This window comes from Roseateles agri, assembly GCF_034043675.1.
In the GTDB taxonomy this organism is placed as follows: domain Bacteria; phylum Pseudomonadota; class Gammaproteobacteria; order Burkholderiales; family Burkholderiaceae_C; genus KK5.
The window spans coordinates 769,296-795,548 of record NZ_JAXCLA010000003.1 but is presented as its reverse complement, the minus strand read 5'-3'; the positions used below and the strand labels follow the sequence as shown (position 1 = coordinate 795,548).

The 26,253-nt window shown below is 67.7% G+C and carries 31 protein-coding genes and 2 tRNA genes; 8 read left to right on the top strand and 25 right to left on the bottom strand.

Features of this window, described 5'->3' with window-relative positions; genetic code table 11:
- Nucleotides 1-200 precede the first annotated feature (200 nt).
- Nucleotides 201-1,841 carry a DUF1302 domain-containing protein gene (locus SNE35_RS11955; RefSeq protein WP_320423112.1) on the bottom strand — a complete coding sequence of 547 codons (1,641 nt, stop codon included), beginning with the start codon at nucleotides 1,839-1,841 and terminating at the stop codon, nucleotides 201-203.
- A gap of 18 nt (nucleotides 1,842-1,859) precedes the next feature.
- On the bottom strand, nucleotides 1,860-3,245 hold the full coding sequence (locus tag SNE35_RS11950; RefSeq protein WP_431312735.1) for a DUF1329 domain-containing protein: 1,386 nt from the start codon (nucleotides 3,243-3,245) through the stop codon (nucleotides 1,860-1,862).
- Nucleotides 3,246-3,439: 194 nt separating this feature from the next.
- Between SNE35_RS11950 and SNE35_RS11945 the strand changes: the two genes are divergently transcribed.
- The 8 genes from SNE35_RS11945 to SNE35_RS11910 all read left to right on the top strand — a co-directional run bounded on the left by SNE35_RS11945 (nucleotide 3,440) and on the right by SNE35_RS11910 (nucleotide 9,765).
- Nucleotides 3,440-4,627 (top strand): amine dehydrogenase large subunit, encoded by a 1,188-nt coding sequence (locus SNE35_RS11945; RefSeq protein WP_320423111.1) that lies wholly within the window; start codon nucleotides 3,440-3,442, stop codon nucleotides 4,625-4,627.
- 11 nt (nucleotides 4,628-4,638) lie between these two features.
- A complete protein-coding gene (locus tag SNE35_RS11940) occupies nucleotides 4,639-5,172 on the top strand; it encodes a MauE/DoxX family redox-associated membrane protein (RefSeq protein WP_320423110.1) in 534 nt (177 codons plus the stop codon).
- 5 nt (nucleotides 5,173-5,177) lie between these two features.
- Nucleotides 5,178-5,792, top strand: coding sequence for a methylamine dehydrogenase accessory protein MauD (mauD, locus tag SNE35_RS11935; RefSeq protein ID WP_320423109.1), 615 nt, complete (start codon nucleotides 5,178-5,180; stop codon nucleotides 5,790-5,792).
- Between the two features lies 1 nt (nucleotide 5,793).
- The gene (locus tag SNE35_RS11930) at nucleotides 5,794-6,339 is read left to right on the top strand and encodes a methylamine dehydrogenase light chain (protein ID WP_320423108.1); all 546 of its coding nucleotides are present in this window, start codon (nucleotides 5,794-5,796) and stop codon (nucleotides 6,337-6,339) included.
- Entirely contained in the window at nucleotides 6,339-6,785 is a 447-nt protein-coding gene (locus SNE35_RS11925; protein WP_320423107.1) for a c-type cytochrome, read from the top strand. The genes SNE35_RS11930 and SNE35_RS11925 overlap by 1 nt, the downstream gene beginning before the upstream one ends.
- Complete coding sequence (locus SNE35_RS11920) at nucleotides 6,782-7,210, top strand: c-type cytochrome (protein WP_320423106.1); 429 nt, start codon at nucleotides 6,782-6,784, stop codon at nucleotides 7,208-7,210. Before SNE35_RS11925 ends, SNE35_RS11920 begins: the two co-directional genes overlap by 4 nt.
- Nucleotides 7,207-8,643, top strand: coding sequence for an aldehyde dehydrogenase family protein (locus SNE35_RS11915; protein WP_320423105.1), 1,437 nt, complete (start codon nucleotides 7,207-7,209; stop codon nucleotides 8,641-8,643). Before SNE35_RS11920 ends, SNE35_RS11915 begins: the two co-directional genes overlap by 4 nt.
- A gap of 126 nt (nucleotides 8,644-8,769) precedes the next feature.
- Nucleotides 8,770-9,765, top strand: a complete 996-nt coding sequence (locus SNE35_RS11910; protein ID WP_320423104.1) for a helix-turn-helix domain-containing protein — start codon at nucleotides 8,770-8,772, stop codon at nucleotides 9,763-9,765.
- On the opposite strand, the gene SNE35_RS11905 is transcribed toward SNE35_RS11910, so the two are convergent.
- The 23 genes from SNE35_RS11905 to rpsE form a co-directional block, all read right to left on the bottom strand.
- Nucleotides 9,738-11,033 carry an APC family permease gene (locus SNE35_RS11905; RefSeq protein ID WP_320423103.1) on the bottom strand — a complete coding sequence of 432 codons (1,296 nt, stop codon included), beginning with the start codon at nucleotides 11,031-11,033 and terminating at the stop codon, nucleotides 9,738-9,740. The two genes, SNE35_RS11910 and SNE35_RS11905, sit on opposite strands and share 28 nt — an antisense overlap.
- On the bottom strand, nucleotides 11,030-11,998 hold the full coding sequence (locus SNE35_RS11900) for a phosphotransferase enzyme family protein (protein WP_320423102.1): 969 nt from the start codon (nucleotides 11,996-11,998) through the stop codon (nucleotides 11,030-11,032). The genes SNE35_RS11905 and SNE35_RS11900 overlap by 4 nt, the downstream gene beginning before the upstream one ends.
- Complete coding sequence (locus tag SNE35_RS11895; RefSeq protein WP_320423101.1) at nucleotides 11,995-13,275, bottom strand: aspartate aminotransferase family protein; 1,281 nt, start codon at nucleotides 13,273-13,275, stop codon at nucleotides 11,995-11,997. The genes SNE35_RS11900 and SNE35_RS11895 overlap by 4 nt, the downstream gene beginning before the upstream one ends.
- A gap of 93 nt (nucleotides 13,276-13,368) precedes the next feature.
- On the bottom strand, nucleotides 13,369-14,295 hold the full coding sequence (locus SNE35_RS11890) for an AraC family transcriptional regulator (RefSeq protein WP_320423100.1): 927 nt from the start codon (nucleotides 14,293-14,295) through the stop codon (nucleotides 13,369-13,371).
- Nucleotides 14,296-14,367: 72 nt separating this feature from the next.
- A complete protein-coding gene (locus tag SNE35_RS11885; RefSeq protein WP_320423099.1) occupies nucleotides 14,368-15,198 on the bottom strand; it encodes a CHAD domain-containing protein in 831 nt (276 codons plus the stop codon).
- A 38-nt stretch (nucleotides 15,199-15,236) separates the two neighbouring features.
- The gene (locus tag SNE35_RS11880) at nucleotides 15,237-15,881 is read right to left on the bottom strand and encodes an anti-sigma factor family protein (protein ID WP_320423098.1); all 645 of its coding nucleotides are present in this window, start codon (nucleotides 15,879-15,881) and stop codon (nucleotides 15,237-15,239) included.
- Between the two features lie 19 nt (nucleotides 15,882-15,900).
- Nucleotides 15,901-16,413: a sigma-70 family RNA polymerase sigma factor gene (locus tag SNE35_RS11875; RefSeq protein ID WP_320423097.1), complete on the bottom strand. Its 513-nt coding sequence runs from the start codon at nucleotides 16,411-16,413 to the stop codon at nucleotides 15,901-15,903.
- 17 nt (nucleotides 16,414-16,430) lie between these two features.
- Complete coding sequence (locus SNE35_RS11870; protein ID WP_320423096.1) at nucleotides 16,431-16,793, bottom strand: cupredoxin domain-containing protein; 363 nt, start codon at nucleotides 16,791-16,793, stop codon at nucleotides 16,431-16,433.
- Nucleotides 16,790-17,674 carry a metallophosphoesterase family protein gene (locus tag SNE35_RS11865; RefSeq protein ID WP_320423095.1) on the bottom strand — a complete coding sequence of 295 codons (885 nt, stop codon included), beginning with the start codon at nucleotides 17,672-17,674 and terminating at the stop codon, nucleotides 16,790-16,792. The genes SNE35_RS11870 and SNE35_RS11865 overlap by 4 nt, the downstream gene beginning before the upstream one ends.
- 110 nt (nucleotides 17,675-17,784) lie before the next feature.
- Nucleotides 17,785-17,861, bottom strand: a tRNA-Met gene (locus SNE35_RS11860).
- A 50-nt stretch (nucleotides 17,862-17,911) separates the two neighbouring features.
- Nucleotides 17,912-17,988: transfer RNA gene (locus tag SNE35_RS11855), tRNA-Met, on the bottom strand.
- 38 nt (nucleotides 17,989-18,026) lie between these two features.
- The gene (gene dsbD / locus SNE35_RS11850; protein ID WP_320423094.1) at nucleotides 18,027-19,862 is read right to left on the bottom strand and encodes a protein-disulfide reductase DsbD; all 1,836 of its coding nucleotides are present in this window, start codon (nucleotides 19,860-19,862) and stop codon (nucleotides 18,027-18,029) included.
- 147 nt (nucleotides 19,863-20,009) lie between these two features.
- A complete protein-coding gene (gene rplQ, locus SNE35_RS11845; protein WP_320423093.1) occupies nucleotides 20,010-20,402 on the bottom strand; it encodes a 50S ribosomal protein L17 in 393 nt (130 codons plus the stop codon).
- Nucleotides 20,403-20,501: 99 nt separating this feature from the next.
- On the bottom strand, nucleotides 20,502-21,491 hold the full coding sequence (locus tag SNE35_RS11840; protein ID WP_320423092.1) for a DNA-directed RNA polymerase subunit alpha: 990 nt from the start codon (nucleotides 21,489-21,491) through the stop codon (nucleotides 20,502-20,504).
- 136 nt (nucleotides 21,492-21,627) lie between these two features.
- Nucleotides 21,628-22,251 (bottom strand): 30S ribosomal protein S4, encoded by a 624-nt coding sequence (gene rpsD, locus SNE35_RS11835; RefSeq protein WP_320423091.1) that lies wholly within the window; start codon nucleotides 22,249-22,251, stop codon nucleotides 21,628-21,630.
- A gap of 201 nt (nucleotides 22,252-22,452) precedes the next feature.
- Entirely contained in the window at nucleotides 22,453-22,857 is a 405-nt protein-coding gene (rpsK, locus tag SNE35_RS11830; protein WP_056194196.1) for a 30S ribosomal protein S11, read from the bottom strand.
- A 26-nt stretch (nucleotides 22,858-22,883) separates the two neighbouring features.
- Nucleotides 22,884-23,249, bottom strand: coding sequence for a 30S ribosomal protein S13 (gene rpsM / locus SNE35_RS11825; RefSeq protein WP_320423090.1), 366 nt, complete (start codon nucleotides 23,247-23,249; stop codon nucleotides 22,884-22,886).
- Nucleotides 23,250-23,283: 34 nt separating this feature from the next.
- Nucleotides 23,284-23,397: a 50S ribosomal protein L36 gene (gene rpmJ, locus SNE35_RS11820; RefSeq protein WP_077036445.1), complete on the bottom strand. Its 114-nt coding sequence runs from the start codon at nucleotides 23,395-23,397 to the stop codon at nucleotides 23,284-23,286.
- Between the two features lie 62 nt (nucleotides 23,398-23,459).
- The gene (gene infA / locus SNE35_RS11815; protein WP_009855680.1) at nucleotides 23,460-23,678 is read right to left on the bottom strand and encodes a translation initiation factor IF-1; all 219 of its coding nucleotides are present in this window, start codon (nucleotides 23,676-23,678) and stop codon (nucleotides 23,460-23,462) included.
- Nucleotides 23,679-23,730: 52 nt separating this feature from the next.
- Nucleotides 23,731-25,041 carry a preprotein translocase subunit SecY gene (gene secY, locus SNE35_RS11810; RefSeq protein ID WP_320423089.1) on the bottom strand — a complete coding sequence of 437 codons (1,311 nt, stop codon included), beginning with the start codon at nucleotides 25,039-25,041 and terminating at the stop codon, nucleotides 23,731-23,733.
- Nucleotides 25,042-25,060: 19 nt separating this feature from the next.
- Nucleotides 25,061-25,498 carry a 50S ribosomal protein L15 gene (rplO, locus tag SNE35_RS11805; protein WP_320423088.1) on the bottom strand — a complete coding sequence of 146 codons (438 nt, stop codon included), beginning with the start codon at nucleotides 25,496-25,498 and terminating at the stop codon, nucleotides 25,061-25,063.
- Nucleotides 25,499-25,523: 25 nt separating this feature from the next.
- Nucleotides 25,524-25,706, bottom strand: coding sequence for a 50S ribosomal protein L30 (rpmD, locus tag SNE35_RS11800; RefSeq protein ID WP_320423087.1), 183 nt, complete (start codon nucleotides 25,704-25,706; stop codon nucleotides 25,524-25,526).
- A gap of 22 nt (nucleotides 25,707-25,728) precedes the next feature.
- A complete protein-coding gene (gene rpsE, locus SNE35_RS11795; RefSeq protein WP_320423086.1) occupies nucleotides 25,729-26,247 on the bottom strand; it encodes a 30S ribosomal protein S5 in 519 nt (172 codons plus the stop codon).
- Nucleotides 26,248-26,253: the final 6 nt, after the last annotated feature.

Genomic DNA, 26,253 nt, shown 5'->3' with positions numbered 1-26,253 from the left:
GGCTCCTCCTTTACTTCCGTGGCCGGCCCCAGCCGCAGCCCGAGGCCAACGACCCGTGGTCGTTCGCGGGGCAAGCAGGGTGGTGGGGTGCCCCAAAGCGCAGGTAAAGGAGGAGCCCGCGCAGCGGGCGGGGGACACGGAGCTTTGGGGTACCCCGCCGACCTGCGTGTCACACATCAGCCCGAGCATTTGCGAAGGCCTTAGAAGTTCCGCGACAAAACAGCGCCCACGAAGTCGCGATCACGGTACGGCTGATCAAACACCGACTTGCCCCCGCGGAAGATCGCGTAGTTCATCGCGAAGGTCCAGCGGGCCGGGTTCTGCGTGAAGGTGACGGTGAAGTTGGCGGACTTCGCGCCCTCCATGAACAGCGCCGAGGTGTTGGGCGTGCGGCCCGAGATCGCCTGGAAGTAGTAGATCTCCGGGGTCACCTGCCAGCCCGGGATCAGCGAGCCGTCGTAGACCCAGCTGAAGTCGAAGTTGATGCCCGAGGAGGTCTTGGTGCCGCCCGGTACCGGCGCTGCGGTCGGATCGGTCTCGGCGCCCCAGCCCCAGCCGCCGGCGGCGATCGGGTCGGCGCCGTACCACTGCTTCATGCCGGGATAGCGGATCACGACGGCCTCGGCCAGCAGGGTGGCGGTGTCGGCCTTCAGCAGGCCGAGCAGGCCGGAGCCGGTGCCACCGGGGGTCAGGCTCAGAAGGCCGGTCAAATGCCACTGCAGGCGCTTGTTGTCGACCCAGCAGTTGCCGTTCTGCGAGGAGCAGCCGCTGGCCAGCGGGCTCAGCGCCACGGCGTCCTTCGGCCGGTACGACAACTCGGTGCCGATGGCCCAGTCCCCTAACGGGAAATTCGCACTGACACCGTAGAGCTTGCGGTCCTCCGGATAGGCAAGGCCCGGCGCGCCGGTGCCGTCGAAGTTCAGCGTGAGCTGCGGCAGCTTGTCGTGATAGTTCATCGCGTAGAAGCCGAGGTTCAGCTGCGTGCCGTCCGGCTGGTAGCGCAGCGAGGCGCCCCACTGGCCGCCGTTGCGCGCATCGCGGCTCTGCAGGCCGTAGCTGGCGTAGCCGGTGCCCAGGCCGTTCACCTGCGACCAGTAGCTGCCGGTGGGCGGCAGGTAGCCGCGGTTCCAGTTGGTCTGCAGGTAGGCCTCGACGTTCAGGCCGTGTCCCAGGCCCGTGGCGAAGCTGATCATCGGGGCGGGCAGCACCGCCTCCTTGAGCTGCGTGCCGGGCTGCGAGAGCCGCATGATGTCCAGCGCGTTGGTGCTGTTGATGCCGCCCGGCAGGAACAGGCTCTCGCCCCAGCTCACCACCTGGTTGCCGACGCGGATGCGCGCCGTCTGGTCGCCGATCTGGAACTTCTTGCTGACCCAGAAGTCCAGCAGCCGCGCCTTGAAGCGCAGGTCGTCGCGCGCTTCGGGGCTGAGGCCGTCGGTCAAGGTCGGCGGCGTGGTGGCGCTGATGTCGCCGGTCGTGTTGGTGGCGGCAAAATCGCGCACCCAGTTCACCCGACCGAGGAAGGTGAAGTCCTCCGGCAGCTTCAGCAGCAGCTCGTGGTTGCCCTTGAGCTGCAGCGCGAACGGATCGCCCTTGCCGTAGTTCAGGTCGCCCTGGTCGCCCAGGCCCGAGGTGGGCGCGAGGCAGCCGGCCGGCGCGTCGGGGCCGCTGGCGCCCTGGGTGATCAGCGAGCAGCTCGGCGAGCGCGTGCGCACGGCGATGCCCAGCGACAGCGTGGAGTCGAAGCTGCCGGAGATGCTGTCGGTGGAGAAGGTGAAGGCCTGGGCGCCGGAGCCGGCGAGTGCGGCCAGCACGGCCAGCGTGAGCTTGTTCTTGTGCTTCATGGTGTGCTCTTTGCCTGATCAGCGCTCGCTGATGGAGCGGAGGTTTTCGGCGGTGTAGAAGTTCTCGTTGAACTTCGCTTCCTTGGAGTCGACGACCCAGCGGATGTCCTTGCCGGCGCCCAGCGGGCTCTGGTCGAAGACGTAGCGGCCGTCGATCAGGTTGTGCTGGACGAAGGCGGGGTTGTCGCAGCTGCCGGTCTCGGCCACCGGGATCACGAAGCTCTCGCGCAGCTTCCACAGCTTGCCCTGCGCGTCGTAGTCCTCGGCCACGACGATGGACCAGCTGTCCTCGTCCAGGTAGAAGGTGCGCTTGGGCGCCAGGTGGCGCACGCCCTGCTTCACCGTGGCCTCGACGACCCAGACGCGGTGCGTCTCATAACGGCGAGCCTCAGCAGCAGGCGCGTCGTTCTTCAGCACGTCGGAGAGCTTGGCCGACGGGTCGTACATGCCGAAGGCGTTGTAGCCGACGATCAGTTCCTTCTTGCCGACGAGCTTCCAGTCGAAGCGGTCCAGCGCGCCGTTGAACATACGCGGCTCGTCCAGCGTGTACTGGTTTTCGAAGCCGATCTGCGGGGCGTCGTAGGCGTAGGTGGGCATGCGCCGCACGCGGCGCTGTCCGGGGAAGTAGTAGAAGGTATCGCTGATCTTGTCGAGGTAGTTGACGACGGACAGCGCCTGCCCGGCCAGCGCCACCGGCGAGGCGTAGGCGAAGTAGGTGTAGTACTCCACCGGCGGCAGCTTGGAGAGCTGCGTGCTGCCCTTCTTGCCCCAGGGGAAATAGTAGGTCTGCGTGGCGCCGGCCTGAATCCAGTCGCTGGAGCCCTTGCGCGGCGACAGGCTGATGTAGTTCACCGGCCATTCGAAGCCGATGCCGGCGTACTTCATCTTGTAGTTCCACATCGCCTCCGCGCCGTTGGCCGGCATCGGGAACGGGATGCCGGGGACGGTGGCTTCCTTCAGGCTCCAGCCGTCGGCGCCGAGCGTTGCGGTGCCGACGTTCTTCTTCGTGTTTTCGACGACGAAATCCGGGTTGCCGCAGCTCCGCCGCGAGGGGTAGACCTCCATCTTGTAGTCCTTGGTCTGCTTGACCATCTGGACCTGGCCCGGCGAGAGCCGGTCCGCGTACTTGTCGACGTTGCTGGCGTCGATCACGTACAGCGGCTTGTCGCCCTTGTACTTGAAGAAGTCGGCGCGCTTCTTCCCCGGTGCCCAACCGGGCAGCAGCGCATCGGCCGGGGCAAAGGCGGGGATCGCCCCGTCCTTGCTGGCGGCGGGATCGGCGCCGACGCCGGTGAGGTCCTTGCCGAGCCGCGCGGGGTCGCGGGTCTGGGCATGCGGGCTGGCGACAAGGGCTAGCAGCGTGGCAGCGGCCACGGCGGTACGGCACAGGATCGGGTTCGACACGATGGGTGGTCCTCGGTTCGTTGGGCGATGGAACGATCGCGGGCAACGATAGGTTCGTGTCCGGAATCCGCTTATCCGAAAGCGGCAATTCGCGTGAATTTGAAAGTTTGCCGGAATGGGATAGAGGCTTTTTTGCGCCGCTGCCACGATCGCTGCGAAGCGGATCGAGGGTCCGCACCGTGGAGAGAAGCCCGATGAAGTTCCTGCGTCGAAGACACGCCGCCGCCGGCCTCGCACTAGTGCTGGCCGCTGGAGCGATCGCCGCGCCCACCGCGCCTGCCACCCGGCCGCCCGAGCTGCCGCTGGAGCAGCTGACGATGGAGAAGCTGCCCCCGGCCGACGGGCTGCGCCTGTACCTGTCGGACCCGACGATGCCGCACCTGGTGGACGGCCGCGTGCACGTGATCGACGGCGGCGCGATGCGCTACCTGGGCATGCTGGGCACCGGCTTCGCCGGCAGCACGACGCTGTCGCGCGACCGCAAGCAGATCTTCGTCGCCACCACCTACTACAGCCGCCTGCAGCGCGGCACGCGCGCCGACGTGCTGGAGGTCTACGGCAGCGACGACCTGGCCTTCCAGTACGAGATCGAGCTGCCGGCCCGGCACATCCAGTCGCTGCCGACCAAGCCGCTGCTGGGCACCTCGGAGGACGGCCGCTTCCTGTTCGTGCAGAACGCGACGCCGGCCACCTCGATCACCGTCGTCGACCTGCCGGCCCGCAAGGTGGCCGGCGAGATCGCCGCGCCCGGCTGCTACGGCGCCTACCCCTGGCCTGGCCAGCCGCGACGCCTGTCCACCGTCTGCGGCGACGGCACGCTGGCCACCTTCGAGCTGGACGAACAGGGCGCGCTGAAGTCGCAGAACGTCAGCGCGCCCTTCTTCGACCCCGACCAGGATCCCGTGTTCACGCACTACCAGCTGAACGGCACGCGGCTGAGCTTCGTGTCCTACGGCGGGCAGGTGTACGAGGTGGACCTGGTCGGCGACAAGCCCGAGCCACACAAGCCCTGGCCGCTGCTGAGCGCCGCGGAGCGCAAGAAGGGCTGGCGCCCGGGCGGCTACGAGCTGTTCGCACTGGACCCGCGCAGCGGCCGCCTGTTCGTGGCGATGCACGACAAGGCCAGCGAGGGCTCGCACAAGAACCCCGCGTCGGAAATCTGGGTGTTCGACGTGAACACGCAGCGCCGCATCGGCCGCCTGCCCGGCGAGATGGCGCTGTCGATGGCGCTGGCGCAGGGCGACAAGCCACGCCTGTTCCTGCTCAGCGCGGCGGAGAACCGGCTGGTGTCCTTTGACGTGTCTGGCACCAAGCTGCCGACGCGCCCGCTGGCCCGCTCGGCGCCGATGGGCGAGACGCCGATCTACCTGGAGATGCACTGATGGACCCGGTCATGGACCCAGTTCTCGGGCATTCCGCCGCCGCCAGCCTCGCCGCCGTGCTGCTGATCGGCGCGCAGGCCAAGCTGCGCGAGCAGGAGATCTTCCGCGGCGCGATCGACGCCTACCGCCTGGTGCCGCCGGCGGCCGTCGCACCGCTGGCCCTGCTGCTGCCGCTGGTGGAAGCCGCGGCCGGCGGGCTGCTGCTGGTCACGTCGACACGCGTGCTCGGCGCCGTCCTCGCCATCGCGCTGCTGCTGCTGGTGACGGGCGCGGTGGCCATCAACCTGCGGCGCGGCCGCGACCGCATCGACTGCGGCTGCGGCGGCGAGATCCACACGCCGCTGAGCCTGGGCCTCGTCGCCCGCAACGCCGTGCTGATGGGCCTTGCGCTCGTCGCCGCCGCATCGCCCACGCTGCGCGCGACGAACGGGCTCGACCTGTTCGCCATCGCCGCGAGCACCCTCTTCCTGCTGGGCCTCTACAGCGTCGCGACGACGCTGCTGAGCCACCAGCCGCGCCTCAACGACCTCCGGAAAAACGCCTGACCACCATGAACGACGCCCTGATCATCTCCAACATCGTGCTGTGGATCGCGGTCCTGGCACTGCTCCTGGTCGTGCTCGCGCTGTCGCGGCAGATCGGCATCCTCTACGAACGCATCGCGCCGATGGGTGCGCTGATGATGGACAGCGGGCCCAAGGTCGGCGAGGCCGCGCCGCGCTTCGAGCTGGCCACGCTGGGCGGCTCCACCGTCACGCTGGGCGGCGCCAAGCCCAAGAGCACGCTGGTGTTCTTCCTCTCGCCCACCTGCCCAGTCTGCAAGAAGCTGCTGCCGATCCTGAAGTCGGTGCGCAAGGCCGAAGCGCAGACGCTGGACATCGTACTGGCCTCCGACGGCGACCGGCCCGAGCACGACGAGTTCCGCCAGCGCGCGGGGCTCGCCGACTTCCCCTACGTGCTGTCAAGCGAGCTGGGCCTGAAGTACCAGATCAGCAAGCTGCCCTATGCCGTGCTGCTGGACAGCGCCGGCCGCATCAGCGCCAAGGGCCTGATCAATTCGCGCGAGCAGCTCGACAGCCTGTTCGCCGCCCGCGACCTCGGCGTGGCCTCGGTGCAGGACTACCTGGACCACGGCCACACCCACGCTCACCCGGAGCACGCCTGACATGAAGCGCCTCTTCCATTTCCTCGATACCTTGACCGAGCGCCGCTCCCGCGCGCTGGCCAGCACCAGCTCGCGCCGCGGCGCGCTGGTGAAGGTGGGCAAGGTCGTCGTCGCCGGCGCCTTCGCGCTGCCGGTGCTGCCCTTCGACCGCACCTCGCAGGCCTTCGCCGCCGACAACAACGGCAAGGCCAAGAAGAAGGAGCTGACCGATACCGACTGCGACTACTGGCGCTACTGCTCGGTCGACGGCTTCCTGTGCTCCTGCTGCGGCGGCAGCACGACGACCTGCCCGCCGGGCACCTCGCCGTCCAAGGTCACCTGGGTCGGCACCTGCCACAACCCGATGGACGGCCGCGACTACCTGGTCAGTTACAACGACTGCTGCGGCCGCACGAGCTGCGGCCGCTGCCAGTGCAACACCAACTACGGCGACCGGCCCGGCTACCGCATGGGCGTGCACAACGACGTGAACTGGTGCATGAGCAACGACAGCTCGGTCTACCACTGCACGGTGTCGGTGATCGTCGGCGTGGCGGAGCAGGGATGATGAAGACCATCCGCTCGATTTGCGCGTTAGCACTCGCCGTGGCCGCCGCGTCCGCCCAGGCGGGCGAAGCCGGCCAGGCCCTGTTCGAGAAGCAGTGCGTCGCCTGCCACCAGGTCGGCGGCAAGGGCATGACCGGCCTCGCGCCGGCGCTGGCCGGGCCCTTCGCCAAGTCCATCGAAAGCGCGGACGGCAAGCTCTACGTCTCGCAGGTGCTGATCAACGGCATGTCCGGTCGCATCGTCTCGCAGGGCCAGACCTTCATGGGCGCGATGGCCAGCCAGGCGGCGATGTCCGATGCCGACCTGGCCGAGCTGGGCAACTACCTGGCGCAGGGCCTCAACGGCGCGGCCACGGCGCCGTTCGCGCCTGAAGATTTCGCGAAGGCTCGCACGCAGAAGATGACGCACAAGGACCTGCGCGAACTGCGCGAGAAGCTGCCCAAATGAAGCTGCTGCCCGCGCTGCTCGCCCTCGCGGCGCTGGCCGCCCAGGCCGGCCCCGAGGCGCAGCGCGCCCAGCGCAACTACACGCAGTACTGCAGCGGCTGCCACGTGGCCGACGGCAGCGGCTCGCCGGCCAAGGGCATCCCGGCCATGCACGACGGTGTGCTGGGCCGCTTCCTCGACGTGCCCGGCGGGCGCGACTACATCGTCCAGGTGCCCGGCGTCATGAACTCGGGCCTGAAGGACGAGGACGTGGCCCAGCTGATGAACTGGCTGGTGCCGCGCATGGATCCGGCCCGCGACGCGCCCGACTACACCGCCGCCGAGATCGCCACGCTGCGCCGCACGCGGCCGCTCGACGTGGCGGCCACGCGCAAGGCCCTGATCGAGCAACTGACAAAGCAACACCACGGAGACCGACAACCATGACGATGAAGACCTTCCACAACACCGTGAACGGCCAACCGGTCGCTTCGCCGAGCAGCTTCGAATCGATGAACCCGGCCACCGGCGAGGCGCTGGGCCTCGTGCCGCAGTCGACACCCGAGCAGGTGGCCGCCGCGGTCGCCGCCGCGCGCGCCGCGCAAGGCCCGTGGGCCGCCCGGCCCGATGCGGAGCGCAAGGCGCTGGTGATGAAGGCCGCCGAGGCGATAGCCGCCAATGCCGACTACCTGGCCGACTGGGTCACCCGCGAGCAGGGCAAGCCGCTGGGCGGCGTGGGCCCCGGCCAGGTGCCCGGCGCGCGCTTCGAACTGTGGGGCTGCCAGGCCTGGACGCAGGTGGCGGCATCGCTGGACCTGCCGACCGAGGTCGCCTTCGAGGACGAGACGCGCCGCGACGAGATCCAGCGCAAGCCCTATGGCGTGATCGGCGCGATCGCGCCGTGGAACTGGCCGCTGCTGATCGCGATCTGGCAGATGATGCCCTCGATCCGCGCCGGCAACACCGTCGTCATCAAGCCTTCCGAGTACACCTCGATCGGCACGCTGGAGCTGGTGCGGGTGATCGCCGAGGTGCTGCCGCCCGGCGTGATCAACACGATCAGCGGCTCCGGCGCGGTGGGCTCGCAGCTGGTGGAGAACCCCGGCGTCGACAAGATCATGTTCACCGGCTCCGGCTCGACCGGCGCGCGCATCACCGCCGCCGCCGCGAAGAACCTGACGCCGACGACGATGGAACTCGGCGGCAACGACGCCGCCATCGTGCTCCCAGATGCCGACCCTAAGGCCATCGCGATGGACCTGTTCTGGGGCGCCTTCCTGAACATGGGCCAGACCTGCGCCGCCGCGAAGCGCCTCTATGTGCCGGAAAGCCTGCACGACGCGCTGGTGGCCGAGCTGAAGGCCATCGCCGAGGCAATGCCGATGGGCAACGGCCTGGACGCGGGCATCGCGATGGGCCCGATCCAGAACCGCATGCAGTTCGACAAGGTCTCGCGCCTGGTGGACGAGGCGCGCGCCGGCGGCGCGACGATCGTGTGCGGCGGCAAGCCGCAAGGCGGCCCCGGCTACTTCTACCCGCTGACCCTGGTGACCGACATCGCCGACGGCGCCAGCCTCGTCGACGAGGAGCAGTTCGGCCCGGTGCTGCCCGTCATCCGCTACCGCGACCTGGAAGACGCGATCGCCAACGCCAACCGCCTGGACGTGGGCCTGGGCGCCTCCGTCTGGTCGCCGGACCCAGCCAAGGCCCGCGCCGTGGCCGAACGCCTGCAGGCCGGCACCGTCTGGATCAACCAGCACGGCATGGTCCATCCGATGGTGCCCTTCGGCGGCAGCAAGCGCTCGGGCTGGGGCGTCGAATTCGGCATCGAAGGCCTGAAGGCCGTCACGCACCCCCGCGTGATCAGCATGAAGAAGTGAGGTCCATGGTCAGGCCCGTGCTGACGGGAAACTGACCAGGGAAACTGCTTAGCGCAACGGCGCGATGGCGGCGCTGCGGCGGAATGATGAAACTCTCGAACGCTGGTTCTGATCGAGAAAGCCGTCATGTCCGCTGCCGCCGCCGCTGCTCTCCCTGCCCTCGTCCCCGATGCCCCGATGGCGGCGCGGCGGATGGCGGCCCGCGAGATCGACGAGCACACCGAGCATCTGGCCGATTGGGACCTGCGCTACGACCAGCTCGATTGCGGCGCCTTCCGCGGCGAGTTCACCGACATCCGCTGGCCCGGCATGCAGCTCTTCGTCGAGACGACGACACGGCGGCTGCGCCAGCGCGGCGCGCTGCCCCCCGACTCCTTCGGCCTGGGCATGCTCTGCAGCGGCGACGGCGAGCTGCTCGCCAACGGCAAGCGCAGCGGCCTCGGCTCGCTGATGGCCGTCCATTCGACCGAGCTGGATTTCTGTTCGCCGGCCAACTGCACCCTGGCCGGCTTCGTGCTCGACAGCACGGCCGCGCCGGACCTGCTGGACTGCGTTCCCGAGCTGGCGAAGACGCTGCGCGGGGCGGTGACCGTCGTGGCCAACACACCGGAGACGGCGCTGGCGCCACTGCGCCGCATGCTGCTGTCGATCGCCGAGACGGCGCTGCAGCAACCCGAAGCGCTGCAGGACGACGCGACGCAACGCCGCATCCGCGACGACCTGCTGCTGATGGCGCTTGACGCGCTGGCCGGCGCGCAGGTCTCCGACCGCGTGGCGCGCGCCGACACACGCAAGGCCGTCGTCGACCGCGCCTGCGCCTTCATGCTCGACGCGCAGGACAACCCGCCGACACTGCTGGAGGTCTGCGGCCAGCTCGCCACCAGCCCGCGCAAGCTGGGCTACTGCTTCCAGGACGTGCTGGGCATCAGCCCCGCGCGCTACATCAAGATCATCCGGCTCAACGCCGTGCGCCGCGAACTGCGCCAGGCCGCCGGCACCGACACCAGCGTCTACGACGTGGCCGCGCGCTGGGGCTTCTGGCACTTCGGCCACTTCTCGGCCGACTACAAGCGCCAGTTCGCCGAACTGCCCTCTCAGACGCTGAAAGGTTCGCGCGGCTGATCGAGCAGCGCACGCCCGCGCAGTGCCACGAACCACCATACGAGGCCCAGCGCCAGCCAGATGAGCCCGATGGCGAGCGCCATCGCGCTCAGCCCGCTGAGCAGCGCCAGCGAGATCAGCAAGCCGATCGAAGCCAGCGCCCGATGCCCGGCGCCGCGGAAGTAGCGCAGCACCGACAGGTGCAGCAGGCAGAAGCCGCCCAGTGCGCCGAAGTTGATCATCGAGGACAGCTCATCCGCATGGTTGACGCCGACCAGCGCGACGACCAGCGCCACCGCGGAGGTGAGCAGCATCGCGACGAAGGGCGTGCCGTGGCGCGGATGGATGCGGCCCAGCACGGCGGGCAGTTGCCGGTCGCGGCCCATCGCGAACAGCAGCCGCGCGACGCCGGCGCCGATCGGCACCATCGCGACGATCGCGGCCAGCACGACGGTCCAGGTCATCAGCCCGCCGAGCCAGGGGCCGAGCCGCGCGTTGGCGACCTCGTAGGCCAGCGAGGCCAGGTCGCCCGGGCGCACGCCATCCGACAACCGGTCCAGCAGCGCCGCCTGCACGACGAACAGCAGGCCGGTCAGCGCAAGGCTCGCGAGGATCGCGCGGCCGATCAGCCGGCGATGCTCGGGACGCACCTCCTCGGCCAAGGTGGAGATGCCGTCGAAACCGAGGAAGGACATCACGCCGAAGGCGGTGGCGGGCAGCATTGCGGCCCAGTCGATCGGTGCCGTCGGCGTTGGTGGTTGCGCATCACCGAGCACCCGCAGCGCAGCAACGACGAACACGAGGACCGCGGCGATCGAGAGCCAGAAGAAGCCGGCGCTGATGCGTGCGCTGACGTCGATGCCGAACCAGTTGATGGCCAGGGTCAGCGCCACCAGCAGGATCACCCAGACTTCGCGCGGCAGCTGCGGGATCTGGCTGTGCAGGCCGATCGCCGCGAACACGCAGGTGAGCGCGGGGAACAGGATGTAGTCGAGCAGCATCAGCCAGCCGGCCAGGAAGCCGGCGAAGGCGCCCAGGCTTTCGCGCGCATAGGCGTAGACCGAACCGGCGCGCGGCACGCGCTGCGCCATCAGGGCGTAGCCGGCGGCGGTGAAGGCCATGCAGGCCATGGCCAGGCCGTAGGCCAGCGCCGGCCGGCCGTGCGACAGCTCGCGCAGGAAGCCGAAGATCACCCAGGGCGCCACCGGCACCATATAGGTCATGCCGTAGATCAGCAGGTCGGAGAAGCGCAGCACGCGTCGCAGTTCGCCGTCGTTCATCGTCGTCATGGCCTCTCTCGCAGGTAGTCGCCGGCCGCCGCGCAGGCCAGCTCGATCAGCTGGGGCGTCAGTTGCCGCGCGGTCTCGGTGTGGTGGCGCTCGTGGACCCAGCCGAGGTAGGTGCTGCCGCGCGCGGCGAGGAACATCGGCAGCAGCGCCTGCAGCGAGTCGTCGGGCAGCGCGCGGTGACGCCGGTAGCCGGCAACCAGCGCTTGCCGCGCCGTGCCGTAGCCGGGCCGGCCCTGCAGGAAGTACAGCGAGGTGGCGAGGTCGAACAGATGCCAGCCATGGCCCGCGTCGTCGAAGTCGATCACATGGACCTCGCCCTGGTGGACCAGCAGGTTCTCGGGCACGAGATCGGCGTGGATCAGGCCGAAGCAGCCCTCGTCGCGCGGCAGCCGGGCGAGGTCTTCGCGCAGCGCGTCGCGCAGGCGCAGCATCAGCGTGCGTTGTGCCGGCTCAAGTGCAGCCAGCTCCCAGAAGCGGCCCCACAGCGGCTGCTCGCCGGCCAGGCCGTCCGCGCACCAGCTGTGGCGCTCGAAGCCCGCGCCGTGCCGCCAGCCGGCCGCCTGCTCGTGCATGCGCGCCATCGTCGCGCCGACAAGTTCGTACTGCCGCGCGATGCCGGCCAGATCGTCGCCGATGCCGGCCTCCACCGAGCCGAGCTGCACGCCGTCGACCCAGTCCAGCACGTCGACCTGGCGCCCTTCGACGCGCTCGAAGCTGTGGCCGCGGCGCGAGGGCACGAGCCGCGGCACGCGCAGGCCCGCCTCGGCCAGGGCGCCCAGCCACTGCGCCTCGGAGCGCAGTGCGGCGTCCGAGTGGTAACCAGCCCGGTGCACTCGCAGCGCCTTGCGCCCGCCGCCGGCGAGTTCGACGCGGAAGACCGCGTTCTCGCGCTGCTTGATCAGGTGGAGGCCGCTAACGTCGAGGTCCCACAGCGCCAGCGCCAGTTGTGCGAGGTCCCGGCTCATGCCGCGACGGTGGCCAGCACTTGGTCCAGCGTCTCGAGCAGCTGCGCCGCATGCGTGCGGTCGAAGGGCAGCGGCGGGCGGATCTTCAGCACGTTGTCGAAGGGGCCGATGCGGCTGATCAGCACGCCGGCCTCGGCCATGCGGTTGATCACGGCCTTGGCCGCCGCGCCGGCCGGCGCCTTGGTCTCGCGGTCTTCCACCAGCTCGACGGCGAAGAACATGCCTTGGCCGCGAACGTCGCCGATCAGCGTGTGGCGCGAGGCGAGATCGCGCAGGCCGGCCAGGATCAGCTCGCCGGTGGCCTGCGCGTGCGCGACCAGGCCCTCGTCCTCGATCACGTCGAGCACCGCCATGCCCGCCGCGCAGGACACCGGGTTGCCGGCGAAGGTGTTGAAGTACATCGGGTTCAGCTCGGTGAAGCGCTCCACCAGCTCGCGCCGCGCGATCACGGCGGCGAGCGGGTGGCCGTTGCCCATCGGCTTGCCGAGCGTGACGATGTCCGGCTGCGCGCCCTGCACCTGGTGCCCCCAGAAGTGACTGCCGAAGCGGCCGAAGCCGCCCTGCACTTCGTCGGCGATGAAGTAGCCGCCGGCGGCGCGCACCATCTCGGCGGCGCGTTTCATGTAACCGGCTGGTTGCTCGGGCAGGCCTTCGGACGACAGGCCGGTGCACAGCAGCAGGCCGGCGAGGCCCTGGCCGTCCTGCGCAAAGCCGTCGATGGTCGCGGCCATGTCGGTGCAGTAGCGGTCCAACAATGAGACTGGGCCGGAGCCGTCTCGGTAGGGATCGATCACCGGAATGCGGCGCACCTCCGGGCCATGCGTGCGGCTCAGGATGCTGCTGACCTGGGACACGGCGGCCGTGTTGCCGTGGTACGAATGCGCGGTGGAGATCACGCCGCGGCGACCGCTGCATTCGCGCACGATGCGCAGCGCCAGCTCGTTGGCCTCGCTGCCGCTGCAACAGAACATCACCATCATGTCGCTGCCTGGGCCGAAGGTGGCGGCCAGGCGCTCGGCGTAGTCGACGATGGTCTCGTGCAGGTAGCGTGTGCTGGTGTTCAGCGTGCGCGCCTGTGCCGCGATCGCCTCGACGACTCGCGGGTGCGAGTGGCCGACATGGGCGACGTTGTTGTAGGCATCGAGGTAGCGGCGGCCGTCGGCGCCGTACAGCCAGACGCCCTCGCCGCGCACGACGTGCAGCGGCTGTTCGTAGAAGAGCGGTGCATTGCGGCCGAGGATGGCCTGGCGGCGTTCGAGAAGGTGGGCTGTGCTCATGTCGTCGGGTGTGGATCGGGAGATGCGCCACCTTAGGCCGACGACCCTCGCGTCGCTTGCACTGCGGTGCACGGGCGGGTGGACGGCCGTGCACTACCGACCAGCGCGGCACTGCGACGGCGTGATGCCGAAGCGCCGGCGGAACAGTCGCGCGAAGTAGGCCGGGTCGGAGAAGCCGTGGTCCAGCGCGATCTCGGTGATGCTGGATGCCGGCGCGCGGCCCAGCAGGTCGCGGCAGCGTTCCAGGCGCAGGCGCTGCACCAGGGCCTGCGGTGTCTCGCCGGTCGGCTCGAAGGCGAGGTAGAGGCTTCGTCGGCAGACGTTCAGCGCGGCGGCGATCTGGTCCGGCGAGAGCTCGGGCGATTCGAGGTTCAACAGCACGAAGCGTCGCGCCTCGGCCAGCAGCGCCTCGGGTGTGCGGCGGCGCGTCGCAGTAGCGCAGCGCTGGCGGAACTGCAGGTCTTGCAGCAGCAGCGAGGAGATGAAGTCGGCCGTGCCGGCCTTGCTGGCGGGGCTGAAGCGCTCGCCCGCCGCGTTGACCGCGTCCACCGCCGCCAGCACTACGGCCGCGCCGCCTTCGGTCGGCAGGACTTGGCCAGCGAGCCCGGCGTGCAACTCGTCGAAGGCCCCGCCATCGTCCATCTCGCAGAGCGCGGCCACGCACTCGGCGCCTTCGCTCATGCTCAGCTCATAGGGCTGCGTGGCTTCGTAGACGGTCCAGTGCCCGGCCGGTACGTCGAGGGCCACTCCGTTCTGCCGCAGGCGCGCGCTGCCGGCCAGCAGCCAGAGGATCTTCAGCTGGCGGCGCTGGAGCGGGCGGCAGCTCTGCGGCCGCATCGTGACGCGATGGGCGCTGGCCCGCACCCGCGCGATGCGGCAGCGCGGCATGACGCTGAGCCGCGCCTCGGCCGCGAAACCAGCAGCGGACGCGGGCTCCAGTTCCAGCGGGAAGAAGCTCTCGCGGATGCGGCGGCCCCAGGCCGCAGCGTCGACAGGAGCGGGAATGGCGAGGGGCAACATGTGCTTGGAATATTACTTCCACATTCACGCATATGGGCAGCGCTGCCGTGGAGGTTTTCCCGCATCAGCGCGTCAATCGTCGTCCGCAAGCCAGCGGCGCACGGCTCGCTCTGCCGCTGCCGCGAGCGCTTCCTTCTGTCCTGCAGCCCAGCCCGCGGCGAAGGCGGCGCCAAGGCCGTCGAACATCCGCTGCGCCTGGGCCATGTCGTTGAGGCGGCCGAGCGCGTCCTGCACGCGCTTGAGCCGTGCGAGCCGCTGTCGGGTCTTCTTGCGCGGCAGCAGGCTGCCCGCCAGCTCGATCCCGTAGCGCAGGCGCTTGAAGCGCTTGCGCAGCCGGTGGCGTTCGCTGTCGTCGGCTGCGGGGAAGTCCGCGGCTTCGGCGCGCAGCCTGGCTTCGAAGCGGGCAAGGCGGCGCCGCACGGCGCGCGGGCGCAGCGGCGGCGCGTCCTGCGGTACAGGTCCGTGAGCGAAGGCCTGCAGGTCCAGCATCAGCAGCGTGAAGTCGCGCCCGCGCAGGCGTGCCGCCAACGCCTGCTGCGATGGACCCGGTGGCATTGCAGGCACCGGCGCGCCGAGCTGCGCCAGGCGCGGGAACAGTTCGGTATCGACGATGCGGCGATCGCGGATCTCGCCCAGCGCCGCGGCGTAGCCGGCGAGGCATTCGTCCCAGGTGGACGCTGCGGAGGCGGCCTCGTCGTCCCAGCGACTGAACAGCTTCAGCGCGCTACGCAGCCGACGGATGCCGACGCGCATCTCGTGGATCAACTCGGGCTCATCGGACCCGCCGGCGATGCCCGCCGCGTTGGCGAGGATCTGCTGCACGCTGTGGTCGACGATGCGGCGCAACGCGGCCGGCGGCGACAGACCGTCCAGCGCGGGCCGGGACTTCAGCTCGATTGCCATGGGGCGATGCTAGCCCCATGACGCGGTCAGGGCGTCGATCAGGGCGTCGCCGCCCGCCAGGCGCTGCCGAAGCGTTCCAGCTCCGCTCCATCGACGTCGGACACGGCCCAGAACTGCATCGCGCCATCGCTCCAGTGCACGACGTTGAAGCCACGACGCTGCAGCCGCTCAGGTGCGGCGCCTCGATCGGCGGGCCACACGAACAGGTCAATCTTGTGCAGGCGGACTTGGTAGGCCAGCACGGCCGTCGGCCGGCCCTGCATGGCCTGCACCCGGCCACCGAGCAGGGTGAAGCCGCCGGGCAGGTCGCCCAGCACCGGCGGGGCGTAGTCGAGCCGGCCCTGGAACCAGGGCTTTACCGTGTGGCGGTCGCTGGAGGCGACTTCGAACAGCGGGCCGACCTGCAGCGCGCGGACGTGGCCGGCCACGAGTTCATCGGCCAGGCCCTGCGGGCTCGCGCGCCAGGTCTGCACGGCCAGGGTCAGCACGACGCCGAGGCAGGCGCCGAGCACCAGGCCGCCGGTGCCGAACAGCGCGCTCCAGTGCCAGCGGCGCGGCGCGGGGGTGGGTTTTGCGGCGCTCTGCAGCGCGGTCTGCGTGCGCACGGCGGCGTGCAGACGCTCACTGGCCGGATGGCGGGTGGCATGCGTGCGCAGGAAGTGGGAAAGCTCGTCGTCGTTCATGGCTTTGTTCGGTGCCTGCTCAAGGCAGACCCGCCAGAGAGAGGAGTTGCTTCATCCGTGCGCGCGCCCGCGACAGGCGCGACATCACGGTACCGATCGGCACGCCGGCGATCTGGGCGATCGCGCGGTAGTCCAGGTCCTCCAGTTCGCGCAGCACGATCACCTCGCGCAGCGCCGGCGAGAGCGAGCGCAGCGCGGCATCGACCGCATCGCGCTCGCGCTGGGCCGACAGGGCCTGGGGCGGCTGCGGCGCGGTGTCGGGCGGATCGTCCCAGTCCTCCTCGTCGAGGCCGCGCAGCTCGGGCCGGCGGCGCGCGAGCGCGGTGAAGCAGCAGTTGCGCACGATGGCGAGGAACCAGGGCTTGGGGTCCTCTCCGCTGCGCAGGCCGCCAAAGTAGCGGAAGGCGCGCAGCGCGGCCTCCTGCGTCGCATCCTCGGCGGCGGCGGTGTCGCGCAGCAGCCAGCGCGCGAGGTTGTGCGCCGCGTCGAGGTGCGGCAACACGACGGTCTCGAAGCGCTGGTTTTCTGTCATCGCAGCCGCCTTCTCTCTCAGGCCTTGGCGACTTCGAAGTACCCGTCCATGCCTTCGTGCCCTTCGCCGCAGAAGTTGTCGCAGAGGAAATGCAGTTTGCCAGGGCCGGGTGCGGTGAGCGCGAACTCCACCGCGCGGCCGGGGACCAGGTCCACGCGCTTGTCGAAATCTGGCACGAAGAAGCCGTGCGGGAAGTCCAGCGCGGTGATCTTCAGCAGCACGTGCTCGCCGGCCTTCAGCGGGATCACGCGCGGCGTGAAGCGGAAGCGCTGGGCGGTGATCTCGATCACGCGCGGCGCGGGCTGGGCGCGGGTGAGGCCGGCGGCGAGCAGGCCGGCAACGAGCGGCAGGACGGTACGGCGCTTCATCATCATCGTCATGCCTGGGCTCCGACGGGGTACTCGGTCAGCGAGGCCTTGTCGTCATGCTCGATCTCGATGCCGCGCCAGCCGAGGCCGCGGTACGGCGCCGCGGCATCCCAGGGCAACGGCGTGGGCTTCTCGGCCGTGCCGGGGGCCGGCAGTGGGAACATCAGCGAACGGGCCGAGTGGTGGGCGATGTGGCCCGTCTGAAAATGGTGCTCCTGGTGGATGTGGCCGTAGAACACGGTGACGTGCTCGTGCGGCATCAGCAGTTCCAGCGCCTGGGCGCCGTCGCGTGTATGCCAGTCCCACTTGGGCACCAGCGGGAACAGCGGCCGGTGCGCGAGGATGACGAGCGGCGCCTTCGGATCGAGCGTGGCGAGTTCGGCCTTCAGCCAGGCGAGCTGCTCGGCGCCGAGCGTCGTGCCCTTGTCCGAGACGTTGTCCAGCGCGATGAAGTGGACGCCCTTGTGCTCGAAGCGGTAGTAGGTGTCGCCGAAGTTCTCGCGGAAGGCAGCGCCGCGATCCAGCGAGGCGTCGTGCTCGCCGGGCAGGAAGCGGATCGTCTTCACCTTCAGCGGCTCGATCATCGTCTTGAACTCGGCCATGCGGCGGCGGCGTTCGATGGGATCGTCGGTGGTGTGAGTGAGGTCGCCGGTGAAGACGATGAAGTCCGGTGGCGTCGGCAGCGCATTGACCGCGGCGACGGCCTTCGGCAGCGTGCCGCGCGCATCCGGATTGGGCGGGCCGTTGAAGCCCCAATGGATGTCGGACAGTTGGACGAAGTAAAACTCGTCCGCCGGCGACGGGCGGCTGGCACAACCGGCCAGGCCGGCCACCGAGATGGCGCCGCCGCCGAGGGCGGCGAGCTGGAGGAAGTCGCGTCGTTGAAGCTTCATGGCAAGGCTCCTGTTGGGATCACTTGCCATGCAATACCGCCGCGGTGGCGGGCTTATTCCCGGGCGCGACAAAAACGACAAAGCCCGCACGTGGCGGGCTTTGTATTTCCTGGTTGCGGGGGCCGGATTTGAACCGACGACCTTTGGGTTATGAGCCCAACGAGCTACCGAACTGCTCCACCCCGCGACTGACTGGGTAAGTCTTGCGAATCGATGAACGATGCAAGATCGGAATTTTGGTTGCGGGGGCCGGATTTGAACCGACGACCTTTGGGTTATGAGCCCAACGAGCTACCGAACTGCTCCACCCCGCGACTGAGCCTGCAAGTATATACCGTTTTTGTATGACTGGTCAAAGACCGACACTCTTGAGCGACGAGCCGAACTGCTCGACGTTCTGGAAGCCGATCACGCGATCGGGCAGCTCCTGGCCTTTGGCGTCGAAAAAGATCGTGCCGGGCGGGCCGAACAGCTTGAAACGCTTCAGCAGCGCACGATCGTCCGGGCTGTTGGCGGTGACGTCGGCACGCAGCAGCAGCGCATGCGAGAGGCGCTCGCGCACGGCCGTATCGGTGAAGGTGTCGCGGTCCATCTCCTTGCAGGAGACGCACCAGTCGGCATAGAAGTCCAGCATCACGGGCTTGCCGGCGGCGGCGATGGCGGCATCGAGCTCGGCGATGCTGCGAACCGTCTGGAACTGAACCTCGGCGGCCGCGCCGGCCTTCGCGGTCGTCGCCGTGGCCGGACTGCCCAGTGCCAGCGAGCCGAGCGGTTTCAGCGGATCGGTGCCGCCTTGCGCTGCACCAATCAGCTGCGCGCCACCCCAGACCAGCGCTATCACCGCCACCGACTTGCGCAGCCAGGCCAGCGGACGCGCCGCGGGCGTGGCTTCGAACAGGCCGAACATCGCTGCGGCCGCGACCAGCAGGCCGCCCCACAGCAATTGCGCTGCCGCGACCGGCAGCACCGGCTGGACCATGTAGATGGCCACGGCGAGCAGCAGCATGCCGAAGAAGTGCTTGACACCGTCCATCCAGGCGCCGGCGCGCGGCAGCAGGGTGCCGGCGGAAGCGCCCAGCAGCAGCAGCGGCACGCTCATGCCCATCGCGAGCGCGAACAGCGCGCTGCCGCCCAGCACGACGTCGCGCGTCTGGCTGATGTAGACCAAGGTGCCGGCCAGGGGGCCGGTGACGCAGGGGCTGACGATCAGCGCCGAGACGCCGCCCATCAGGAACACGCCACCCACCTGGCCGCCCGGCAGGCGCTGCGAGAACTGCGTCAGCCCGCCGCTGAGGCCCGAGGGCAACTGCAGCTCGTAGGCGCCGAACATCGATAGCGAGAAGGCCACCAGCGCGAGCGCGAACAGACTCAGCACCCAAGGCTTCTGCAGGGCACCGGCGAGGCCTTCGCCGGCCAGCGCCGCCGCCACGCCCAGCAGCGTGTAGACGACGGCCATGCCCAGCGAATAGCCGACAGCCAGCAGCAGGCCGCGCGCACGCGACGGCGCGCCGGAGCCGACGATGATGCTGGACAGGATGGGCAGCATCGGCAGCACGCAGGGCGTCAGCGACAGGCCCAGGCCCAGCAGCAGGAACAGGCCGACGATCGGCCAGAAGTGGCCGGCAGCGAGCGTGGAAGCAATGCGATCGCCAGCGGATGCCGATGCTGGAGCAGGAACGGCGGCGGGCTGCTGCGCGGCTGGTTCGGCCGCTGCACCTGCCGCCAGCGGATCGGGCGTGTCGAGCTTGGTGGCCGTGCCCTTGGCAAGGTCGACCTGCCACACCGTCGTCATCGGCGGATAGCACAGGCCCTTCACCGCACAGCCCTGGCCGGTCACGGTCAGCTTGAATGGGCCGTTAGCGGCCGAGACCGGCAGGCGGACCGCCAGCCGATCGTGATAGATCTCGACCTCCTTCTGGAAGGTCTCGTCGAACTTCCGGTCACCGGCGGGCAGGACCGGCTCGCCGAGCGTGGCGCCCTCGATGGCCGCCTTGAACTGCTCGCGGTACATGTAGTAGCCGGGCGCGATGGCCCACGCGGCTTCGACGGTCTTGTCGTCGAGCGTATGAACCTGCAGCGCGAAGGCCTGCTCGGGGTCGAGAAAGTCGTCGGCCCGGGCGGGCGACAGGCCCAGCGCCAGGGCGAGGAACACGAGGCCCGCAAGGGCACGCATCAGAAGTCGGGACATGGTCTGCAGGAAGAGGAATGTCTGCGGGGAGGCCGGCAGCTTATGCCGATTCGCGCCGCGCCGTATTGCCAAGGTTTTGCCAGGCGCACGGGCATGAAAAAGGCCAGCACGGAGGCTGGCCTTTCGGGTCGCGGAAGCGAGATGCGCTTATTCGGCGGCGGCTTCAGCCGAGGCGTCGGCTTCGGTGCGCTCGACCAGCTCGACATAGGCCATCGGCGCGTTGTCGCCAACACGGAAGCCCATCTTCAGGATGCGGGTGTAGCCGCCCGGGCGCGCCTTGAAGCGCGGGCCCAGCACGTCGAACAGCTTGACGACCATGTCGCGGTCACGCAGGCGGTCGAAAGCCAGGCGACGGTTGGCGACGGTCGGCTCCTTGGCCAGGGTGATCAGCGGCTCGACGACGCGGCGCAGTTCCTTGGCCTTGGGCAGGGTGGTCTTGATGGCTTCGTGCTGCAGCAGCGAGTTGCACATATTGCGCAGCATCGCCTTGCGGTGTTCAGAAGTACGGTTCAGCTTACGGAGGCCGTTACGGTGACGCATGGTGCTTGTTCCTTTCCAGATTAATCCCAGCAGCCGTATCAGGTACTGCCCGGGTGCACCGGGTGGCCTCGGAGAGGCTCACCCACTTTCAAAAATCGATTAACGCTTGTCGAGACCTTGGGGCGGCCAGTTCTCGAGACGAGCACCCAGGGTCAGGCCACGCGAAGCGAGGACTTCCTTGATCTCGTTGAGCGACTTGCGACCCAGGTTCGGGGTCTTCAGCAGCTCGGTCTCGGTACGCTGGATCAGGTCGCCGATGTAGTAGATGTTTTCGGCCTTCAGGCAGTTGGCCGAACGCACGGTCAGCTCGAGCTCGTCGACCGGACGCAGCAGGATCGGATCGAAGCTGCTGGAACGCTGGGCCGGCTGGTCGAAGGCGTCGACCAGGTCGGTGCCCTGCAGCTGTGCGAAGACGGCGAGTTGCTCGACCAGGATCTTGGCCGAAGCGCGGATCGCTTCCTCGGGCGAGATGGCGCCGTTGGTCTCGATCTCCATCACCAGCTTGTCCAGATCGGTACGCTGCTCGACGCGGGCGTTCTCGACGGCGTAGCTGACGCGCTTGACCGGGGAGAACGAGGCATCGAGGACGATGCGGCCGATGGACTTCGTCGGCTCGTCGCCGAAGCGGCGCATCGTGCCGGGGACGTAGCCGCGGCCCTTCTCGACCTTGATCTGCATGTCCAGCTTGCCGCCTTGCGACAGGTGGGCGATGACGTGATCCGGGTTGATGATCTCGACGTCGTGCGGGGTCTGGATGTCGGCGGCGGTGACGGGGCCTTCGCCTTCCTTGCGCAGGACCAGGGTCACTTCATCGCGGTTGTGCAGGCGGAAAACCACGCCCTTGAGGTTCAGCATGATGTGAACCACGTCTTCCTGCACGCCGTCGATGGCGGAGTACTCGTGCAGCACGCCGGCAATCGTCACTTCGGTCGGCGCATAACCCACCATCGAGCTCAGCAGCACACGGCGCAGGGCATTGCCCAGCGTGTGGCCATAACCGCGTTCGAACGGCTCCAGCGTCACCTTGGCGCGATGACCGCCCAGAGGCTCCACATTGATGGATTTGGGTTTGAGCAGGTTTGTTTGCATGAGGTCTTTCTTTCAATACCCTCGGTTCGTTACACCGATAAGGCTGAGGACCAGTCCGGACCGGCCGTACTGGCGCAGCCCAGACGAGGGAAAGCCGACGAAGCCCGCAAGGGCACCGCCGGCAGCAGCGAAACGATTAACGCGAGTACAACTCGACGATCAGCGATTCGTTGATCTCGGCGCCGAACTCATCGCGGTCCGGGGCCTTCTTGAAGACACCTTCCAGCTTCGTGCCGTCGACCTGCACCCAGCCCGGCAGGCCAATGGACTCGGCCAGCTTGAACGCGTCGATGATGCGCAGCTGCTTCTTGGCCTTTTCGCGCACGGCGACGGTGTCACCGGCCTTGACCAGGTACGAGGCGATGTTCACGACTTCGCCGTTGACCGTGATGCCCTTGTGCGAGACCAGCTGGCGCGCTTCGGCACGGGTCGAACCGAAGCCCATGCGGTAGACGACGTTGTCCAGGCGGCTTTCCAGCAGGGTCAGCAGGTTGGCGCCGGTCGAGCCCTTGCGGCGCTCGGCTTCGGCGAAGTAGCGGCGGAACTGACGCTCCAGCACGCCGTACATGCGCTTGACCTTCTGCTTCTCGCGCAGCTGCAGACCGAAGTCGGACGTGCGCTGGCCGGAGGTGCGGCCGTGCTGGCCAGGCTTGGAGTCGAACTTGGCTTTGTCGCTGATCGAACGGCGGGCGCTCTTCAGGAACAGGTCGGTGCCTTCACGGCGGGAAAGTTTGGCCTTCGGGCCGAGGTAACGTGCCACTTTGCGTGTCCTTCATCAATCTGACGCAGGTCCCAGGGAGGATCCCGCGCGAGTCTGGCCGATGTTGTTATCGGGGCTCAGACGGTGGGCTTATTGAAACCGGGCAACTACTTGCATCGGTTCAGCAAAACGGCCGGCTGGCACTTGCGCGCCAGCCGGCTTACGGAAATTGAATCCGCGATTATTGCACTAAATCGAAATTTAGATGCGGCGACGCTTTTGCGGGCGGCAGCCGTTGTGCGGCACCGGCGTCACGTCGGAGATCGAGTTGATCCGGATGCCCAGGGCAGCCAGTGCACGGACCGAAGACTCGCGACCCGGGCCCGGGCCCTTGATCTTGACGTCCAGGTTCTTGATGCCCTGCTCTTGAGCGGCGCGACCGGCGACTTCAGCGGCAACCTGTGCAGCGAAAGGCGTGGACTTGCGCGAGCCCTTGAAGCCCTGGCCGCCCGACGAAGCCCAGGAGAGGGCGCCGCCTTGACGGTCAGTGATCGTGATGATCGTGTTGTTGAACGATGCGTGCACGTGAGCGATACCGTCGGCGACGTTCTTGCGAACCTTCTTGCGGACGCGCTGGGCAGCAGAGTTGTTAGGTGCTTTTGCCATGTTTGTCTTTCAGTGCTTGCCGCAGATCACTTCTTGCCGGTCGCAGCCGACTTACGCGGACCCTTGCGGGTACGGGCGTTCGTGCGGGTGCGCTGGCCGCGCATCGGCAGGCCACGGCGATGACGGAAGCCGCGGTAGCAGCCCAGGTCCATCAGTCGCTTGATGTTGATCGACATTTCGCGGCGCAGATCGCCTTCGATCGTCATGCGGCCCACTTCTTCACGGATCTTTTCCAGATCGGAATCGGTGAGGTCCTTGACCTTCTTGTCGAACGGGATGCCGCAAGTGGTGCAGATCTTCTGCGCGGTCGTACGGCCAATGCCGTAGATCGACGTCAGACCGATCTCAGTGTGCTTTTGCGGCGGAATGTTGATACCAGCAATACGTGCCATGTGCGTCCTCTAATTCGCTCGTGTCGTGCAGCTATCAGCCTTGGCGCTGCTTGTGGCGGGGATCCGTACAGATCACGCGCACCACGCCCTTGCGACGGATGACTTTGCAATTGCGGCACATTGCCTTGACGGATGCCGAAACTTTCATTGCCTGCTCCTTGACCTACTCTTATGCGCTCAACTTGCGCGTTACCGGGGTGTGTAAAAAGCTCACTTCGCCCGGAACACGATGCGAGCACGACTCAAATCGTACGGGGTCAGTTCCACGGTCACCTTGTCGCCGGGGAGGATGCGGATGTAGTGCATCCGCATCTTTCCGGAGATGTGACCGAGAACCACGTGCCCGTTCTCCAACTTCACACGAAACGTCGCATTGGGAAGATTCTCGAGAATCTCACCCTGCATCTGAATGACGTCGTCTTTCGCCATGCCTTCGTTTCTGTATTGAGTTGGAACTTGGTTGTTGACTAAAGGTTCAGCCTCAGCTGGCCTTGAAATTTGCCTTCTTCAGCAGCGACTCGTACTGCTGACTCATCACATAGGACTGCACCTGGGCCCAGAAGTCCATCGTCACGACGACGATGATCAACAGGGACGTACCGCCGAAATAGAACGGCACGTTGAACTTCAGGTTCAGGAACTCGGGCAACAAGCACACGCCCGTGATGTAGACAGCACCGACCAGAGTCAGCCGCGACAGGATCTTGTCAATATGCTTCGCAGTCTGGTCACCCGGGCGGATACCCGGAATGAACGCGCCACTCTTCTTCAGGTTATCGGCGGTCTCGCGGCTGTTGAACACGAGCGCCGTGTAGAAGAAGCAGAAGAACACGATGGCAGCAGCGTAGAGCAGCACGTAGATCGGCTGACCCGGACGCAGCATGTCCGCGATGTCCTTCAACCAGCGCAGGCTGTCGCCCGTGGCGAACCAGCTCACGACCGTGGTCGGCAGCAGGATGATCGACGACGCGAAGATCGGCGGGATCACGCCCGACATGTTCAGCTTCAGGGGCAGGTGCGACGACTGGCCACCGTAAACCTTGTTGCCGACCTGACGCTTGGCGTAGTTCACCAGGATCTTGCGCTGGCCGCGTTCGACGAACACGACCAGGTAGGTCACCGCGGCGATCAGGGCCAGCACGAAGAGCAGCGAAACCACGCCCATCGAACCGGTCTGCACCAGACCCAGCAAGCCACCGATCGCACCAGGCAGACCTGCGGCGATACCGCCGAAGATCAGGATCGAGATCCCGTTACCCAGGCCACGCTCGGTGATCTGCTCGCCGAGCCACATCAGGAACATCGTGCCGGCGACCAGGCTGGACACCGCCGTCAGGCGGAAGCCGAAGCCGGGCGAGATCACCAGACCGGGCGAGCTTTCCAGCGCGAGCGCGATGCTCAGGCTCTGGAAGATCGCCAGGCCCAGCGTGCCATAGCGCGTGTACTGCGTGATCTTGCGGCGACCCGCCTCGCCTTCCTTCTTCAGCGCTTCCAGGCTCGGCACCACATACGCCATCAACTGCATGACGATGGAAGCCGAGATGTAGGGCGTGATGCCCAGCGCGAAGACGGTAAAGCGCGACAGCGCACCGCCCGAGAACATATTGAACAGGCTGAGAATGCCACCTTCCTGCCGCTTGAAGAACTGCTGCAGCTGGGCCGGGTCGATACCAGGCACCGGGATATGCGCCCCGATGCGGTACACGACCAAAGCCAGCAGCAGGAACACAAGACGACGACGCAGGTCGCCGAACTTGCCGCTCTTCGCCAGTTGGTTTGCGTTGGTAGCCACTTGCCCTGTTCCTGGCTGCTTAGGCTTCGACGACCGAGCCGCCGGCCGCTTCGATGGCTGCCTTGGCACCCTTCGTTGCGACCACGCCCTTCAGCGTGACCTTGCGGCTGATCGAGCCCGACAGGATGACCTTGACGGACTTGGCCAGTTCCGGCACCAGACCGGTTGCCTTCAGCGTCAGCACGTCGATCTCTTCGCCGGCCAGCGCTTGCAGGTCCGACAGGTTGATCTCGGCGTTGAACTTCAGCGACTGAGACTTGAAGCCACGCTTGGGCAGGCGACGCTGCAGCGGCATCTGACCGCCTTCGAAGCCGACCTTGTGGTAGCCACCGGCGCGCGACTTCTGACCCTTGTGACCACGGCCAGCCGTCTTGCCCAGACCGGAGCCGATGCCGCGGCCGACACGACGCTTGGCGTGCTTGGCGCCCGCTGCGGGCTTGATGGTGTTGAGTTGCATCTTGTGTCCTTCGTTCGTCAGGCGCTTACAGCACCTGGACGAGGTAGGCGATCTTGTTGATCATGCCGCGCACTGCCGGCGTGTCTTCCAGCGTGCTCGTGCTGTTCAGCTTGCGCAGGCCCAGGCCGACCACGGTGGCACGGTGCGAGGCACGGGTGCCGATCGGGCTGCGAACCAGCTTGACCGTAACGGTTTTCTTTTCAGACATGTTCGTCTCTCCAGTGGGCCGATCAGCCGAGGATGTCTTCGACCGACTTGCCGCGCTTGGCAGCGACTTCCGAAGCCGTGGTTGCGCGCTTCAGGCCATTCAGCGTGGCGCGAACCATGTTGTACGGGTTGGTCGAACCGTGGCTCTTGGTCACGATGTCGGTCACGCCCATCACTTCGAAGACAGCGCGCATCGGGCCGCCGGCGATGACGCCGGTACCGGCGGGTGCCGGAGCCATGATGACGTGCGAAGCGCCGTGCTCGCCCACCACGTTGTGATGGATCGTGCCGTTACGCAGGCTGACCTTGACCATGTTGCGGCGAGCCGATTCCATGGCCTTCTGCACGGCGACCGGAACTTCCTTCGCCTTGCCCTTGCCCATGCCGATGCGGCCATCGCCATCGCCGACCACCGTCAGAGCGGCGAAGGACAGCGTACGGCCGCCCTTGACCACCTTGGTGACGCGGTTGACCGCGATCATCTTTTCCTTCAGGCCGTCGTCGTTGCCTTCGGTCTGCGCGCGGGGTTGAAACTTTGCCATTTCAGT

Excerpts from the sequence above, each read along its gene's own strand:
- rpmD (WP_320423087.1), bottom strand. The coding sequence starts at position 25,706 with ATGTCTGAAAAGAAAACCGTTACGGTCAAGCTGGTTCGCAGCCCGATC.
- rpsK (WP_056194196.1), bottom strand. The coding sequence starts at position 22,857 with ATGGCAAAAGCACCTAACAACTCTGCTGCCCAGCGCGTCCGCAAGAAG.
- SNE35_RS11905 (WP_320423103.1), bottom strand. The coding sequence starts at position 11,033 with ATGACGACGATGAACGACGGCGAACTGCGACGCGTGCTGCGCTTCTCC.
- SNE35_RS11885 (WP_320423099.1), bottom strand. The coding sequence starts at position 15,198 with ATGGCAATCGAGCTGAAGTCCCGGCCCGCGCTGGACGGTCTGTCGCCG.
- rpsM (WP_320423090.1), bottom strand. The coding sequence starts at position 23,249 with ATGGCACGTATTGCTGGTATCAACATTCCGCCGCAAAAGCACACTGAG.
- dsbD (WP_320423094.1), bottom strand. The coding sequence starts at position 19,862 with ATGTCCCGACTTCTGATGCGTGCCCTTGCGGGCCTCGTGTTCCTCGCC.
- SNE35_RS11840 (WP_320423092.1), bottom strand. The coding sequence starts at position 21,491 with ATGCAAACAAACCTGCTCAAACCCAAATCCATCAATGTGGAGCCTCTG.
- rpsE (WP_320423086.1), bottom strand. The coding sequence starts at position 26,247 with ATGGCAAAGTTTCAACCCCGCGCGCAGACCGAAGGCAACGACGACGGC.
- rplQ (WP_320423093.1), bottom strand. The coding sequence starts at position 20,402 with ATGCGTCACCGTAACGGCCTCCGTAAGCTGAACCGTACTTCTGAACAC.
- rpmJ (WP_077036445.1), bottom strand. The coding sequence starts at position 23,397 with ATGAAAGTTTCGGCATCCGTCAAGGCAATGTGCCGCAATTGCAAAGTC.
- SNE35_RS11865 (WP_320423095.1), bottom strand. The coding sequence starts at position 17,674 with ATGAAGCTTCAACGACGCGACTTCCTCCAGCTCGCCGCCCTCGGCGGC.
- mauD (WP_320423109.1), top strand. The coding sequence starts at position 5,178 with ATGAACGACGCCCTGATCATCTCCAACATCGTGCTGTGGATCGCGGTC.
- SNE35_RS11910 (WP_320423104.1), top strand. The coding sequence starts at position 8,770 with ATGTCCGCTGCCGCCGCCGCTGCTCTCCCTGCCCTCGTCCCCGATGCC.
- SNE35_RS11955 (WP_320423112.1), bottom strand. The coding sequence starts at position 1,841 with ATGAAGCACAAGAACAAGCTCACGCTGGCCGTGCTGGCCGCACTCGCC.
- SNE35_RS11915 (WP_320423105.1), top strand. The coding sequence starts at position 7,207 with ATGACGATGAAGACCTTCCACAACACCGTGAACGGCCAACCGGTCGCT.
- SNE35_RS11925 (WP_320423107.1), top strand. The coding sequence starts at position 6,339 with ATGAAGACCATCCGCTCGATTTGCGCGTTAGCACTCGCCGTGGCCGCC.
- SNE35_RS11875 (WP_320423097.1), bottom strand. The coding sequence starts at position 16,413 with ATGACAGAAAACCAGCGCTTCGAGACCGTCGTGTTGCCGCACCTCGAC.
- infA (WP_009855680.1), bottom strand. The coding sequence starts at position 23,678 with ATGGCGAAAGACGACGTCATTCAGATGCAGGGTGAGATTCTCGAGAAT.
- SNE35_RS11920 (WP_320423106.1), top strand. The coding sequence starts at position 6,782 with ATGAAGCTGCTGCCCGCGCTGCTCGCCCTCGCGGCGCTGGCCGCCCAG.
- SNE35_RS11945 (WP_320423111.1), top strand. The coding sequence starts at position 3,440 with ATGAAGTTCCTGCGTCGAAGACACGCCGCCGCCGGCCTCGCACTAGTG.
- SNE35_RS11940 (WP_320423110.1), top strand. The coding sequence starts at position 4,639 with ATGGACCCAGTTCTCGGGCATTCCGCCGCCGCCAGCCTCGCCGCCGTG.
- rplO (WP_320423088.1), bottom strand. The coding sequence starts at position 25,498 with ATGCAACTCAACACCATCAAGCCCGCAGCGGGCGCCAAGCACGCCAAG.
- SNE35_RS11895 (WP_320423101.1), bottom strand. The coding sequence starts at position 13,275 with ATGAGCACAGCCCACCTTCTCGAACGCCGCCAGGCCATCCTCGGCCGC.
- SNE35_RS11930 (WP_320423108.1), top strand. The coding sequence starts at position 5,794 with ATGAAGCGCCTCTTCCATTTCCTCGATACCTTGACCGAGCGCCGCTCC.
- SNE35_RS11870 (WP_320423096.1), bottom strand. The coding sequence starts at position 16,793 with ATGACGATGATGATGAAGCGCCGTACCGTCCTGCCGCTCGTTGCCGGC.
- SNE35_RS11900 (WP_320423102.1), bottom strand. The coding sequence starts at position 11,998 with ATGAGCCGGGACCTCGCACAACTGGCGCTGGCGCTGTGGGACCTCGAC.
- SNE35_RS11880 (WP_320423098.1), bottom strand. The coding sequence starts at position 15,881 with ATGAACGACGACGAGCTTTCCCACTTCCTGCGCACGCATGCCACCCGC.
- SNE35_RS11890 (WP_320423100.1), bottom strand. The coding sequence starts at position 14,295 with ATGTTGCCCCTCGCCATTCCCGCTCCTGTCGACGCTGCGGCCTGGGGC.